The organism is Streptomyces sp. NPDC048523 (genome assembly GCF_043199815.1).
In the GTDB taxonomy this organism is placed as follows: domain Bacteria; phylum Actinomycetota; class Actinomycetes; order Streptomycetales; family Streptomycetaceae; genus Streptomyces.
In genome coordinates, this window is the sequence record NZ_JBICWQ010000004.1 from 948,184 (window position 1) to 961,550 (window position 13,367).

At 70.8% G+C, this 13,367-nt stretch carries 13 protein-coding genes; 11 read left to right on the top strand and 2 right to left on the bottom strand.

Annotation, left to right across the window (positions count from 1 at the left end; genetic code table 11):
• Nucleotides 1-11 precede the first annotated feature (11 nt).
• From ACGFWE_RS25115 to ACGFWE_RS25130, 4 genes are all read left to right on the top strand, one after another.
• The gene (locus ACGFWE_RS25115) at nt 12-1,622 is read left to right on the top strand and encodes an ATP-binding protein (protein WP_352389871.1); all 1,611 of its coding nucleotides are present in this window, start codon (nt 12-14) and stop codon (nt 1,620-1,622) included.
• Complete coding sequence (locus ACGFWE_RS25120) at nt 1,619-2,065, top strand: response regulator (protein WP_330269187.1); 447 nt, start codon at nt 1,619-1,621, stop codon at nt 2,063-2,065. Before ACGFWE_RS25115 ends, ACGFWE_RS25120 begins: the two co-directional genes overlap by 4 nt.
• A gap of 287 nt (nt 2,066-2,352) precedes the next feature.
• Complete coding sequence (locus ACGFWE_RS25125; RefSeq protein WP_352389870.1) at nt 2,353-3,126, top strand: chitosanase; 774 nt, start codon at nt 2,353-2,355, stop codon at nt 3,124-3,126.
• A 133-nt stretch (nt 3,127-3,259) separates the two neighbouring features.
• Nucleotides 3,260-3,691, top strand: coding sequence for a hypothetical protein (locus ACGFWE_RS25130; RefSeq protein ID WP_352389762.1), 432 nt, complete (start codon nt 3,260-3,262; stop codon nt 3,689-3,691).
• A gap of 29 nt (nt 3,692-3,720) precedes the next feature.
• On the opposite strand, the gene ACGFWE_RS25135 is transcribed toward ACGFWE_RS25130, so the two are convergent.
• Nucleotides 3,721-4,395 (bottom strand): hypothetical protein, encoded by a 675-nt coding sequence (locus tag ACGFWE_RS25135; protein ID WP_393601844.1) that lies wholly within the window; start codon nt 4,393-4,395, stop codon nt 3,721-3,723.
• Nucleotides 4,396-4,725: 330 nt separating this feature from the next.
• Between ACGFWE_RS25135 and ACGFWE_RS25140 the strand changes: the two genes are divergently transcribed.
• From ACGFWE_RS25140 to ACGFWE_RS25170, 7 genes are all read left to right on the top strand, one after another.
• Complete coding sequence (locus tag ACGFWE_RS25140) at nt 4,726-6,435, top strand: SpoIIE family protein phosphatase (protein ID WP_393601846.1); 1,710 nt, start codon at nt 4,726-4,728, stop codon at nt 6,433-6,435.
• A gap of 89 nt (nt 6,436-6,524) precedes the next feature.
• Nucleotides 6,525-7,646 carry a DUF475 domain-containing protein gene (locus ACGFWE_RS25145; protein WP_352389759.1) on the top strand — a complete coding sequence of 374 codons (1,122 nt, stop codon included), beginning with the start codon at nt 6,525-6,527 and terminating at the stop codon, nt 7,644-7,646.
• Nucleotides 7,647-7,709: 63 nt separating this feature from the next.
• Nucleotides 7,710-8,474 (top strand): DUF4097 family beta strand repeat-containing protein, encoded by a 765-nt coding sequence (locus tag ACGFWE_RS25150; RefSeq protein WP_393601848.1) that lies wholly within the window; start codon nt 7,710-7,712, stop codon nt 8,472-8,474.
• Nucleotides 8,475-8,703: 229 nt separating this feature from the next.
• Nucleotides 8,704-8,934, top strand: coding sequence for a DUF5133 domain-containing protein (locus ACGFWE_RS25155; RefSeq protein WP_352389757.1), 231 nt, complete (start codon nt 8,704-8,706; stop codon nt 8,932-8,934).
• A gap of 119 nt (nt 8,935-9,053) precedes the next feature.
• Nucleotides 9,054-10,712 (top strand): catalase, encoded by a 1,659-nt coding sequence (locus tag ACGFWE_RS25160; RefSeq protein ID WP_352389756.1) that lies wholly within the window; start codon nt 9,054-9,056, stop codon nt 10,710-10,712.
• Between the two features lie 81 nt (nt 10,713-10,793).
• Entirely contained in the window at nt 10,794-12,143 is a 1,350-nt protein-coding gene (locus ACGFWE_RS25165; protein ID WP_393601851.1) for a diacylglycerol/lipid kinase family protein, read from the top strand.
• Entirely contained in the window at nt 12,136-12,741 is a 606-nt protein-coding gene (locus tag ACGFWE_RS25170) for a phosphatase PAP2 family protein (RefSeq protein WP_352389754.1), read from the top strand. Before ACGFWE_RS25165 ends, ACGFWE_RS25170 begins: the two co-directional genes overlap by 8 nt.
• A gap of 22 nt (nt 12,742-12,763) precedes the next feature.
• On the opposite strand, the gene ACGFWE_RS25175 is transcribed toward ACGFWE_RS25170, so the two are convergent.
• The gene (locus tag ACGFWE_RS25175; RefSeq protein ID WP_393601853.1) at nt 12,764-13,345 is read right to left on the bottom strand and encodes a hypothetical protein; all 582 of its coding nucleotides are present in this window, start codon (nt 13,343-13,345) and stop codon (nt 12,764-12,766) included.
• Nucleotides 13,346-13,367 lie beyond the last annotated feature (22 nt).

A 13,367-nucleotide genomic window follows, 5' to 3' on the forward strand; every position in this document is an offset into this window, starting at 1 on the left:
TGAGGCGAGGGATGGGCGCGGTGCGCAGGGAAGGCCGGCTGACGGTACAGGGATGGTTCTACCTGCTGCTGGCCGTCATGACACTGCTGGTGGTGGTCGGCAGCGTGATCGGGGCCGTCCTGCTCGGCCGCACGGCGGAGGTGAGCGACCGGCTCTCGCGCCGCCTCCAGCCCGCCCAGACCGAGGCGTACCGGCTGCAGGCGGCCCTGGCCGGCCAGGAGGCGGGCATCGGCGGTTACGCGATCGCCGCCGACCGGCAGTTCCTCGTCCCGTACACCCAGGGCAAGCGGGACGAGGCGAGCTCGGCCACCCGGCTGCGCGGGTTCATCGGCGACCGGCCCGAACTGCTGGCGGACCTGAAGGCGATCGAAACCCAGGCGGCCGACTGGCGCCGCACCTACGCCGAACCCCTCGCGGCCGCGGTCACGCCCGGCCGTCCGAAGCCGCTGGACCAGCAGAAGGCCGACCGGGGCAAGAAGGAGTTCGACCGGCTGCGCACCCTGTGGGACAGGCAGAACACCGACCTGGCGAAGGCGGTGGACAAGGGCCGTTCCCACCTCGCCCATGTACGCAAGGTGCGCGACTGGGTCCTCGCGGGCATGGTCGCGGTCTTCCTGCTGGCCGGCATCGCCAGCGCCGTCCTGGTCCGGGTCCTGGTGACCCGCCCTCTGGAGGCGCTGGGCACGGCGTCGAAGCGGGTGGCGGACGGCGACTTCTCGTACGTCATCACCGGGGCCGGCCCGGCCGACCTGACCGCGGTGGCCAACGCCGTCGAGGGCATGCGCTGGCATGTCGTGGCCGAACTGGAGGCTTCCCGCGCCCAGGAGCAGGCGCTGACCAGGCAGGCCGCCGACATGGACGCCCAGGCCGAGGAACTGCGCCGCTCCAACGCGGAACTGGAGCAGTTCGCCTACGTCGCCTCCCATGATCTGCAGGAGCCGCTGCGCAAGGTCGCCTCCTTCTGCCAGCTGCTGGAGAAGCGCTACGGCGACACCCTCGACGACCGAGGCCGGCAATATGTCGACTTCGCCGTCGACGGGGCCCGGCGCATGCAGGTCCTCATCAACGATCTGCTGACCTTCTCCCGGGTCGGGCGGGTCAACGACGCCCGGGTGCCCGTCGGCCTCGACCAGGCACTGGACAAGGCACTGGCCAACCTCGGGGCAGCCGTCGAGGAGTCCGACGCCCGCGTCGACCGCCCGGAACACCTGCCCGAGGTCGTGGGTGACCCGACCTTGTTGACCATGCTCTGGCAGAACCTGATCGGCAACGCCCTCAAGTTCCGCCACCCCGACCTCGCTCCACACGTGTCCATCACCTGTGGGACGGATCCGGACGAGCCCGACAGTCTGCTGATGTCGGTCACGGACAACGGCATCGGCATTCCCGAGCAGTTCAAGGAGAAGGTGTTCATCATCTTCCAGCGACTGCACGGCAGGGACGCCTACGGAGGTACCGGCATCGGTCTGGCTCTGTGCAAGAAGATCGTGGAACAACATGGTGGCAAGATCTGGATAGACACCGCTCACACGGACGGCACGCGCTTCTGCTTCACCCTTCCGTCCATCGCCGAGAGCCCGGAGGCGTCCGGTATCGGCACCGAGGAGAAGGTTCTTACATGACCACCCCAGCCGCCAGCCCCATAGACGTCCTCCTCGTCGAGGACGACCCCGGCGACGAGCTGATGACCCGTGAGGCGTTCGAGGACAACAAGATCGGCAACACGCTCCATGTGGTCCGGGACGGCGAGGAGGCGCTCGACTTCCTCTACCGGCGCGGCGACCACACGGACGCACCGCAGCCCGACCTCATCCTGCTCGACCTCAACCTCCCCAAGTACGACGGCCGTCAGGTCCTGGAGAAGATCAAGTCCGACCCGGAGCTGTCCCACATCCCCGTCGTCGTCCTCACCACCTCCGCGGCCGAGGAGGACATCCTGCGCAGCTACAAGCTCCACGCCAACGCCTATGTCACCAAGCCGGTCGATCTGGACCAGTTCATCGCCGCGGTCCGTCAGATCGACGACTTCTTCGTCCAGGTCGTCCGTCTGCCGCGTCACTTCTGACGCCGCATACCGACCGGCGGGCCGACAGGGAACCGTCCCTGCCCCGCCCGGTCGGCGACCGGGCCCTCAGGCTGTCGAACTGACGTCTGACTAACCATTGTTTGTTCGAACCTACGAACTTCTTCCGTAGTGGGTTACTGATGGCGCCACGCACTGGTAGGAAACGTTCCTAACAATCAGGTCTGCACCAATCAACTCTCCACCCCCCACCTCCACTTGGAGCCTCCGTGGAACCTGACACAGTGCCCCCGGCCGCCCACACGTCCCGCCGCAGCGTCCTCGCTCTGATGGGAGCGGCTACCTGCGCGGCCCTGTTGAGCCCCCCGCGCGCCGCCGCGGCCTCGGCGGCCGCACCGGGCCTCGACGACCCCGCGAAGAAGGAGATCGCCATGAAGCTGGTGTCGAGCGCGGAGAACTCCTCGCTCGACTGGAAGGCGCAGTACAAGTACATCGAGGACATAGGTGACGGCCGCGGCTACACCGCCGGCATCATCGGCTTCTGCTCCGGCACCGGAGACATGCTCGACCTCGTCGAGCTCTACGCCGACCGCAAGCCCGGCAACGTCCTCGCCAAGTACCTGCCGGCCCTGCGCCGGGTCGACGGCACCGACTCCCACGACGGCCTGGACCCGAACTTCCCCGACGACTGGCGCAAGGCCGCCCGGGACACGGCGTTCCAGCAGGCGCAGAACGACGAACGCGACCGCGTCTACTTCAACCCCGCCGTCCGGCAGGGCAAGGCGGACGGGCTGCGCGCGCTGGGCCAGTTCGCCTACTACGACGCCATCGTCATGCACGGCGACGGCGGCGACGCGACCAGCTTCAGCAGCATCCGCCGCCGGGCCCTGCGCCAGGCCAAGCCCCCGGCGCAGGGCGGCAGCGAGACGACGTACCTGGACGCCTTCCTCGACGCGCGCGTGTGGGCGATGAAACAGGAGGAAGCGCACAGCGACACCAGCCGGGTGGACACCGCCCAACGCGTCTTCCTGCGCAAGGGCAACCTCGACCTGAACCCGCCCCTGGACTGGAAGGTCTACGGGGACAGCTTCCACATCGGCTGACAGGCCGTCGGTGGCGGCCCCGGTGCGCCACGGCGCCGGGGCCGCCACCGCTCCGCGCGGGCGCGCCGACAGCGCCCTGCGGTGAAAACCCTCTCGACGCAGCGTGTTTGCCGTCGAAGCGAGCGGTAACGCGATGTCCATGAGTGAATCGAACGAGCAGACGAACCAAGATTCCGCGACCACCCGGACCGCGGCGAAGGCCCGGCGCAGCACGGCCAAGGCCACCGCCCCGGCGACCAAGGCGGCGAACAAGGCCGCAGAGAAGGCGGATGACGCCGCGTCAGCGGGCCAGGAGGCGACCGAACGGACGGCCAAGACGGTGAGCGGGGCCGCCCAGACCGCGGCCAAGAGCGTCGAGGCCGGCCGTCAGACCGTCATCGCCGCCTCGGGACAGGCCGCGGCCGTCGCCAAGACGGCCTGGACGGTCATCGCCCAGCGGAAGCTCATCGCCGCGGGCGTCGGTGCGGGGCTGACCGCGCTGACCGCCACCTCGTACGCGGTCGGCCGGCGCTCCGGACGTCACACGCACGGTCCGATCACCCGCCTGACCGGCGGGCGGATCTGACGGGGGAGAGGCGGGCCCCGAGGCATTCCTCACCGTTCTTGACGTAACAGGTCGTTGAGGCGGGCGCCCGCCGCCCACCGCCGCAGAGCGCTGCCGTCGAGCAGGCGGATCGTCCGCTCCCTGCGGGCCCACCGGAGGTCGCGGTCGGTGAAGACACCCCGATGCACGACCAGACGCAGCGGCGACATCTGGCACCCGCGGTGCGGGTGAGGATGCGGCGCGTCCTCGTCGGGGAGGGGCTCCGCCACCGGCCGGAAGGCCACGTCGATACGACGGCCGGCCGCGTCCCGCGCGCACAGGCGCGGCCGGTCCGGCGCGGGCACCAGCCGCACCCGCCACCCGTCCCGGCGCAGCATCCGCGCCACCGCCAACGCCAGTTGCTGGGTGTCGAGTTCGAGCAGTTCTTCCGCGGTGTAGTAACCCAGACGACGGCGGGCGTCAAGGCGCCCGTGCCGTATCGCGGCCGTGACGACCAGGGCCAGCAGGGCGACCCCGGCCACGGGGACGGCGATCCCGGCGGCGCGGTACCCCGCGGCGAGCACGGCCGCCACCGTGCACACGCCCGCCACGACACCGACGAAGGCGGGGAGCACATCACGGAGCCCGGGCCCGTAGCGTCCCTCGGCCCGCAGCGCGCGCACGACATGCCGTTTCCGCGACAGACGCGACGGGATGAGGCCGGACGTCCACGACAGGCGTGCCACAGCCCCAGCCCTCCCCGTGCCGCCGGTCCGCTACCGTCATCTCACGGATACCCAGCAGGTGGCCAAGTGCCGTGGAAGCAGGGCGAATTCGGCCACATGCGCCCAGCGCACGGAAGCGTCAGGGGGCGCGCGGGAGGCCGCCATGGCACCCGGTTCGGAGCCCTGTCCGTAGCGGCTTCGCACCGCCGACCTTGCCACCCGGTTGCGAGTGCTCGCTCACAGGCGAGGCTGGATACATGGAGGCCGGGGCACACGGGAAGGACAGGACGGCCCAGTGAACAGGGCACAGACCGGCACGCAGCGGCGGCCGGCCGGCGAGGAGAGGAAGACATGGCAGGGGCGGAGGACACGGGGACCGTCGGGAGACGACCCGCTGCGGGGCCCACCGAGGCGCTGGAGGCCATCGGGACCGCGGCGTACGTCGTGGACGAAGAGGGCCACGTCATCGCCGTGAACAGCCATGCCGAAGAGCTGCTGGTCCGCCCCACCGCAGAGTTCCTCGGCCGCGACGCGCACGACCTGCTGCACCGGGACGCCCACGGCCACCCCTTGTCGCGCAGCCGGTGCAGCATGCGGCAGGCATTCCACGAGGGACGCACCGCCCAGGGCGAGGGAGACTACTTCGAGTGCGGCGACGGCACCCTGCTGCCCGTCGCGTGGCTGATCACGCCGTACGACGTGGACGGCGAGGACGTCGGCACGCTCGTGCTCGTCCACGCCCAGCATCCGCCGGAGACCGCCGGCCGACCGGAGGCGGCGGCCCAGGCGATGCCGGAACTGGAGCGGCTCGCCCTGCTGGCCGAGACCACCACCCGCCTGACGTCCACACTCGACGTCGAGGAGACCCTGCGGCGACTGGTGGCCCTGGTGGTGCCCCGGCTGGCGGACTGGGCCGTCGTCGACCTGATCACCGAGCGCGACGAGGTGTGGCGCATCGCGGTCGTCCACGCGGAGGACGACACCCTGGAGCGCCACGAGGACCTCCAGGGACCGATGCCACCGGTCCCGGAGGAATCGCCGATGCCGCTGTCCCGGGCCCTGCGCGGGGTCGCCTCCACCCTGGCAGGGCCGCAGACCTACCGGCGGGACCCGGACTCCGGGATAGCGGTGGAACAGCGCCGCCTGTTCGAGGCCACCGGAATCCGCTCCGCCGCCATCGCCCCGATCCGCAGCACCCGTGCCGTCCTGGGCGCCCTGACCCTGGGCCGGGCCAAGGACCCGGTGGACTTCACCACCGCCGATCTCCCGCTGATCGAGGACATCGCCCGCCGTGCCGGCCTGGCACTGGACAACGCGCGTCTCTACCAGCGGCAGCGCAAGGTCGCCGAGACCATGCAGAACCACCTGCTGCCCCAGATGCCGCGGGTGCCCGGACTGCAGATGACGGCCCGCTATCTGCCCGCTCCCGACGCCTCACAGGTCGGCGGTGACTGGTACGACGCCTTCACCCTCTCCGACGGCGCCACCGCGCTGGCAGTCGGAGACGTCGTGGGCCACGACCTGGAGGCCGCGGCCGGCATGGCACAGCTGCGCAACATGCTTCGCGCCTACGCCTGGGCCCACCAGGAGGCGCCGAGCCGGATCGTCGCCCGGCTCGACGCGGCGGTCATGCACATCACCGACGTCACCATGGCCACCATGATCTTCGCCCGGATCGAGGAGAAGGACGACGGAAACTGGGAACTGACCTGGACCAATGCCGGTCACCCGCCACCCCTCCTGATCAGCCACGACGGCCTGGCCCGCTACCTCACCGACGGCCACGGCATCCTCCTGGGCACCGGAGTCAACGCACCCCGCACCGACGCGAGCGTCCTGCTGCCGCCCGGCTCCACCCTGCTGCTCTACACCGACGGCCTGATCGAGGCACCCGGCCGGTCCATAGACGAGGGCCTGCAGCATCTGAGCCGGCACGCCGCCGCCCTCGCCCACCGCCCGCTGGCCTCCTTCACCGACCAGGTGCTGCGCCGGGTACGGCACGTCCACAACGACGACGACGTCGCCCTGCTCGCCGTACGAGCACCCACCAGAACGTCATGACCCCTGACCGTGATAGACAACGCCCTTGAACCCACGGGCCGTCCGCGCCCGCCGACCCGGCGACCTCCCGACAACAGGACTTGATGCAAGTGATTCTGAAGACCTTTGGCTGGGCGTTCGCGATCACCGCGCTCGGCCTGGCCGCAGGAGTGCTCTACGACGGCTGGGCCGCTTTCGGCATCGTGGCGATCCTGGCCGTGCTGGAGATCTCCCTGTCGTTCGACAACGCGGTGGTCAACGCCGGAATCCTGAAGAAGATGAACGCCTTCTGGCAGAAGATCTTCCTCACGGTCGGCGTCCTGATCGCCGTGTTCGGCATGCGGCTGGTCTTCCCGGTCGTGATCGTCGCGGTCACCGCGAAGCTCAATCCGTACGACGCGGTCCAGCTGGCCCTGACCGACAAGGACCGTTACCAGCAGCTCGTCACCGACGCGCACCCGGCGATCGCCGCGTTCGGCGGGATGTTCCTGCTGATGATCTTCCTCGACTTCATCTTCGAGGACCGGGACATCAAGTGGCTGGCCTGGCTGGAGCGGCCGCTGGCCAAGCTCGGCAAGGTCGACATGCTGTCGGTCTGCATCGCCCTGGTCGTCCTGCTGATCACCGCCTTCACCTTCGCCGCCCACGCCCACCAGCACGGCGGCGCGCACGTCGACAAGGCGCAGACCGTCCTGATCTCCGGTATCGCGGGCCTGATCACCTACATGGTCGTCGGCGGCCTCTCCGGCTACTTCGAGGACAAGCTCGAGGACGAGGAGGAACGCGAGAAGGAGGCCGAGCGCTCCGGCGGGACCCGTTCGGCGGTCACGCTGGCAGGCCGGGCCGCGTTCTTCATGTTCCTGTACCTGGAGGTCCTGGACGCCTCCTTCTCCTTCGACGGGGTGATCGGCGCGTTCGCCATCACCAACGACATCGTCCTGATGGCGCTCGGCCTGGGCATCGGCGCGATGTACGTCCGTTCCCTGACCGTGTACCTGGTCCGCCAGGGCACCCTCGACGACTACGTCTACCTGGAGCACGGCGCGCACTACGCGATCGGCGCCCTCGCCGTGATCCTCATGGTCACCATCCAGTACCAGATCAACGAGATCATCACCGGCCTCGTCGGGGTCGTCCTCATCGGCTGGTCCTTCTGGTCCTCGGTGCGCCGCAACAAGGCGCTCGCGGCGAACGAGGGGGCGACGGACGCGGACTCGGTCCCGGTGCCGTAAGGCCCGAACCGTCCGTCCCCGCCGTCCGCCATGGCCACGGCGAACCGGGGCATCCGTCGGGGTATGAAGGCGATGCCGACACGGCGCCTGACGCGCCTGATGGTGGTACTGGCCCTGCTGCCCCTGGCCGGGGCGTGCAGCGACGATCACGACCGGGCCTCCGGTGGCCCGCCGGCGGCGGGGACGCTCCGCGTCGCGGACTCCGGCGAACAGGTGGTCATCGCCACCGACAACGGCCTGCGGCTGCGCCCGGCCGACGGCCGCGACGTCACCGTCGACGACCGCGTCGACGAGCACTGGTCCCACCACGGGAAGGTGTGGACGCTCGACCTGTCGTGCGCCGACCGAGACACGGGCGACGGGGACTGTCCCCGGATGCCGTACGTCGAGATCCCTGACGGCGTCACTGTCACGGCCACCGCCCGCAACGCCGGCGTCGACGTGGCGGGCGTCGCCGCCGCCCTGGACATCACGACCGTCAACGGCGATGTGACGGTGACCCGTTCCGGACGCGACGGCGCCGACGTACGGCTGTCCACCCGCAACGGCTCCGTCCGCGCGACGAGCGTGGCAGCGCGCCGGGTGCACGCGGCGACCACGAACGGCGACGTCGTCCTCGGATGTACGGCGGTCCCGTCCGGTGTCAGCGCCGCGACCGTCAACGGCTCGGTCGACGTCACCGTGCCCCACGACAGCCCGGCCTACCGGGTCACCGCGTCCACGGACAACGGCCGAGCCACCGTGGCCGTCCCGGTACGCGAGGCCGACCGGGACCACACCATGACGCTGACCTCGGTCAACGGCGACGTCGACGCCCGCCGGGACTGACCGCTGCCCGGCCCACGGCGACTGGAACGCTGAGGTTGTCATCGGTGGTTTGAGCTTCATTCGCCCGGGCAGACGCGGGTTCAGGTGCTTGGGATCACAGGCCCACCGCGGAAGCGGCCGAATGCGGCTCTCCTTGGTGCGTGCCGCCGAGGCCTCTCCCGCGACAGTCCGAGTGACGCGGCGGACGCCACCGCCCCTCACTCCCACTGCGCAGACGGAGGAGCGAATCATGCTCATGGCCCACCCCGCCCTTCTCACCGACCTGCTCGAGCGCTACGAGGCGCTGCACGTCCTGCACGCCGAGGAAGGCAGCGCCGGAGCGCGTCAGCGGCTCGAGGACGTGTCCTACACCTTGTGCATCGCCACGGGCACCCGCGACATCGAATCCGCCCTGGCAGCGGCCCGCCGCCAGCTGTCCGGGACCCGCCCCAAGGACGACTCGCTGGTGGCGGGCGCCTGACGTGAGTGACACGAGCCGACCGGGTACTCGGGTGATCCGCCGAACACCGGCCGGAGGCCGCCCGCTGCGCCAGGGGCCGCCACCTGCCGAGAACCCGAGAACCTGAGGAGCCCCCGATCATGACGGACGTGTCCGGTACCGGTCCCGCTCCCGCGGACGACCGCAAGGAGCTCACCAACCGCCAGGGCCACCCGGTCCACGACAACCAGAACCAGCGCACCATCGGCGCCCGCGGGCCCGCCACGCTGGAGAACTACCAGTTCCTGGAGAAGATCAGCCACTTCGACCGGGAACGCATCCCCGAGCGCGTCGTACACGCCCGCGGCGTCACCGCCTACGGCTACTTCGAGTCCTACGGCGCCTGGGGCGACGAGCCGATCAGCCGGTACACCCGGGCCAAACTGTTCCAGGAGCGCGGCAAGCGCACCGACCTGGCGGTCCGCTTCTCCACCGTCATCGGCGGGCGCGACTCCTCCGAGGCAGCCCGTGATCCTCGCGGCTTCGCCGTGAAGTTCTACACCGAGGACGGCAACTGGGACCTGGTGGGCAACAACCTGGGCGTCTTCTTCATCCGGGACGCGATCAAGTTCCCGGACGTCATCCACGCCCTCAAACCCGATCCGGTCACCTTCGAGCAGCAGCCGCGTCGCATCTTCGACTTCATGTCCCAGACACCCGAGTCGATGCACATGTTGGTCAACCTGTTCAGCCCGCGCGGCATCCCCGCGGACTACCGCCACATGCAGGGCTTCGGCGTCAACACCTACAAGTGGGTCAACGCCGACGGCGAGACCAAGCTGGTCAAGTACCACTGGATGCCCAAGCAGGGCGTCCGCTCGATGACCGAGGAGGACGCCGCCAACGTGCAGGCCGACTCGCTCGGCCACGCCACCAAGGACCTGTACGAGGCGGTCGCCCGCGGGGAGTACCCCGAGTGGGAGCTCCTCGTCCAGATCATGGACGACCACGATCACCCCGAGCTGGACTTCGACCCGCTGGACGACACCAAGACCTGGCCCGAGCAGGAGTTCCCGCCGCAGCCGGTGGGCCGGATGGTGCTGGACCGGATGCCGGAGAACTACTTCGCCGAGAACGAGCAGATCTCCTTCGGCACCGGCGTCCTCGTCGACGGACTGGACTTCTCCGACGACAAGATGCTGGTGGGCCGGACCTTCTCCTACAGCGACACGCAGCGCTACCGGGTGGGCCCGAACTACCTCCAGCTCCCCGTCAACCAGGCCAAGAACGCCGAGGTGCGCACCAACCAGCGCGACGGTCAGATGACGTACCACGTGGACGGCGGGGGCGAGAACCCGATCGTCAACTACGAGCCGTCCATCACCGGTGGCCTGCGCGAGGCGCAGTACCCGACGCACGACGAACAGGGCCCGGAGATCCACGGCCGGCTCACCCGCAAGCGCATCCCCCGCACCAACGACTACCTGCAGGCGGGCCAGCGGTACCTCCTCCTGGAGGAGTGGGAACGCGACGACCTGGTGAAGAACTTCACCGACCTGCTCGCCCAGTGCGACCGGCCCGTGCAGGAACGCATGGTGTGGCACTTCCTGCTGGTCGAGAACGACCTTGGACTGAGGGTCGGTGACGGCCTCGGCATCAGCCCCGAGGACGTGGCCGGTCTCGAGCCGCTGGCCAGCCAGGACCTCACCGACGAGGACCGCAAGCGGCTGTCGAATCTCGGCAAGAACCCGCCGCGGGACGTCGAGGGCCTGACCATGACCCACTGCGTGCCGGACGAGCGGCACGTCGTGACCCGCTGATCCACCCTGGACCAGGGCGGCACCGGCGGCGCGTGCACATGAGATCGTTGGGCCACCGACCCCTGAGAGGCGACCCCGACGATGAACGAGGTGGAGCCGGACGGCTCCGGCACCGCGGCGCGGACGCTGGCCCGGCTGGCCCTGCTCTGCCTGGCGGGAGTGGTCGCGGCGGTGGTGGCCGCGGGCCAGTGGCTGCTCCTGCTGCTGGGCTTCGTGGGCCTGTGCCTGGCCGCCGCCGGCATCTGGTGGGCACTGGCCCACCGGGGCCTGGCGCGTCTGTGCGGCGCCCTGCTGGCGGTGGCCGCCCCCGTCGCCGTCCTGGTCCTGTACGCGGTCTCCGGCCTGTGGCCGTTCGCGGCCTCGGCGCTGGGCCTGTGGGTGGCGGCACTGGCCTGTGCCAGGAGCGCGCTGCGCCGACTGCGCGCACCCCGCGCCACGCACTCGCGTCCGGTCCGGCCGCCTCGCAGGCCGGTCCTGATCATGAACCCGCTGTCGGGCGGCGGCAAGGTCGGCGACCACGCACTGGTGGAGCGCGCCGAGGCCCTGGGCGCCCGGGTGATCCTGCTCGACGTGGACAACAGCCCCGATCCGGCGGCGCTGGCCCGCCAGGCCCTCGCCGAGGGCGCGGACCTGCTCGGCGTGGCGGGCGGGGACGGGACACAGGCCCTGGTGGCGGGGGTGGCCGCGGAACACGGCGTGCCGTTCATGGTCCTCGCCGCCGGGACCCGCAATCACTTCGCGATGGATCTGGGCCTGGACCGCGATGATCCGGCGAGCGGTCTCCAAGCCCTCTCGCACGGTGTGGAGATCCGGGTCGACCTGGGCGACGTGGCGGGCCGGCCCTTCGTCAACACGGTCTCGTTCGGGACGTACGCGGAGATCGTGCAGAGCCCCGAATACCGCGACGCCAAGGCGTCCACCACGCTCGACCTGCTGCCGGACCTGCTGGTCGGCGAGGCCGGCGCCCAGCTGACCGCCACGGCGGACGGCCGGCGGCTCGAGGCCCCGCACGCGCTGCTGGTGAGCAACAACCCCTACGCGCAGGCCGGCCCGATGGGCGTCGGACGGAGGTCCCACCTGGACGGTGGCCGGCTCGGTGTGATCAGTCTGCGGATCGAGGGCGCGGCACAGGCCGCCGAACTCGCGCTGCGGGGCGAACGCGCCAGCGGGATCACCTCCTCGACCTCGCGCCGGGTGGTCGTCGAGGCCGACGCGGAGACCATTCCGGTGGCCGTGGACGGCGAAGCGCTGCTGCTGCCCCCGCCGGTCGTGTGCGCCGTACGACCCAAGGCCCTGCGGGTGCGGGTACCGAGAGACCGTCCCGGCGCGCCGTACACTGCCCCGTCGGTCGACTGGCGCCGGATCGTGCGCCTCGCCCTCGACCGGACTCCCATCCCGGCCGTCAAGAACCAGGAGCAGAGCGATGCTTGACCGACCGCAGCGCGAACAGCACACCTCCCGGGAGCTGTTGCGAGATCTCGCCGCCCTCGACCAGGCGCTGTACGAGGCCGTCACGGTCACCCGGACGCCGGCCCTGGACCACGCCCTGCGGCGGCTGTCGGCCGCGGCGGACCACTCCAAGATCTCCTTCACGATCGCCGGACTGCTCGCCCTGTGCCCCGGCCGGCCGCGGCGCGCCGCCGCCCTCGGAGTCGCGGCCATCGGTGTCGCCTCGGCGAGCGCGAACATGCTCGGCAAGCGCCTGGTGCGCCGGCCCCGTCCGCACCGGGCGGAGAACTCGCCGTTTCCGGGGCGGCATGTGCCGATGCCCGAGTCCGCGTCCTTCCCCTCCGGGCACACCGCGTCCGCGGTCGCGTTCGCGGCGGCGGTCGGACCGGCGCTCCCCGTCGCCACGGTGCCGCTGGGCCTGCTGGCCTGCGCGGTGGGCTACTCACGGATCCACACCGGCGTGCACTACCCGGGGGACGTCGTCGCCGGTGCCGTGCTGGGCACCGGGGCGGCGGCCGCGGTCCTCGCGGCCGCCGGATGGCGCGGCGGCGGTCTCCGTCCCGCCCGGCGGACCGGCTGAACGACCCTCACGGGGGCGTCCGTCAGTCCGACGCCCCGGAGCCGCCCTCGGGCTGTGCGGCGGGTTCGCTCGCGTCGGGCGAGGTGTAGAAGACCGAGGTCCCCTGCTTGGTGCGCTGGGCCTGGTTCCTCGCCACGAGTCCCTCGAGTGTGGTGCGCACGACGGTGGCCTTGATCGTGCGCTCGGGGTGCTGCCTGCCGAGCGCGGTCGAGATCTCGGCCGCCGAGCGGGGCTCCTTCTGCTCGGCCAGATGCTCTCGGACGAGGTCGACGAGTGTGGGCCCCGACCGGGCGGTCGAAGCCTTGGCGGCCGCCTTCCTCACGCTCTGCTTCCCGGCCGGTGCGGCGGAGGCCTTCTTGCGCGGAGCGGGCACCGCACCGCGGGCCGGAGCGGCGGGCGTGGCGGCCGCCGGCGGAGTGCCCAGGACCTGCTGGATGTTCAGCAGGACGGTGTGGTCGTGCTGCAGGGCGGCCAACTGGCCCTGGAGCGCCGCGATTTCCCCGCTGAGGCGCTCCTGTTCCTTGAGATTGCGTTCGAGGTCGTCGGCCACCTGGGTGCTGTACTGCGAGGTCAACTCGGTGGCGGCGGGAGCGGATTCGGACATGGGCTGGCACCTCTTCCTATGT

What these genes read in the sequence shown, in the direction of transcription:
- ACGFWE_RS25165 (WP_393601851.1), top strand. Translation starts at nt 10,794, where the DNA reads ATGAACGAGGTGGAGCCGGACGGCTCCGGCACCGCGGCGCGGACGCTG.
- ACGFWE_RS25130 (WP_352389762.1), top strand. Translation starts at nt 3,260, where the DNA reads ATGTCCATGAGTGAATCGAACGAGCAGACGAACCAAGATTCCGCGACC.
- ACGFWE_RS25175 (WP_393601853.1), bottom strand. Translation starts at nt 13,345, where the DNA reads ATGTCCGAATCCGCTCCCGCCGCCACCGAGTTGACCTCGCAGTACAGC.
- ACGFWE_RS25150 (WP_393601848.1), top strand. Translation starts at nt 7,710, where the DNA reads ATGAAGGCGATGCCGACACGGCGCCTGACGCGCCTGATGGTGGTACTG.
- ACGFWE_RS25170 (WP_352389754.1), top strand. Translation starts at nt 12,136, where the DNA reads ATGCTTGACCGACCGCAGCGCGAACAGCACACCTCCCGGGAGCTGTTG.
- ACGFWE_RS25140 (WP_393601846.1), top strand. Translation starts at nt 4,726, where the DNA reads ATGGCAGGGGCGGAGGACACGGGGACCGTCGGGAGACGACCCGCTGCG.
- ACGFWE_RS25155 (WP_352389757.1), top strand. Translation starts at nt 8,704, where the DNA reads ATGCTCATGGCCCACCCCGCCCTTCTCACCGACCTGCTCGAGCGCTAC.
- ACGFWE_RS25160 (WP_352389756.1), top strand. Translation starts at nt 9,054, where the DNA reads ATGACGGACGTGTCCGGTACCGGTCCCGCTCCCGCGGACGACCGCAAG.
- ACGFWE_RS25120 (WP_330269187.1), top strand. Translation starts at nt 1,619, where the DNA reads ATGACCACCCCAGCCGCCAGCCCCATAGACGTCCTCCTCGTCGAGGAC.
- ACGFWE_RS25115 (WP_352389871.1), top strand. Translation starts at nt 12, where the DNA reads ATGGGCGCGGTGCGCAGGGAAGGCCGGCTGACGGTACAGGGATGGTTC.
- ACGFWE_RS25125 (WP_352389870.1), top strand. Translation starts at nt 2,353, where the DNA reads ATGGGAGCGGCTACCTGCGCGGCCCTGTTGAGCCCCCCGCGCGCCGCC.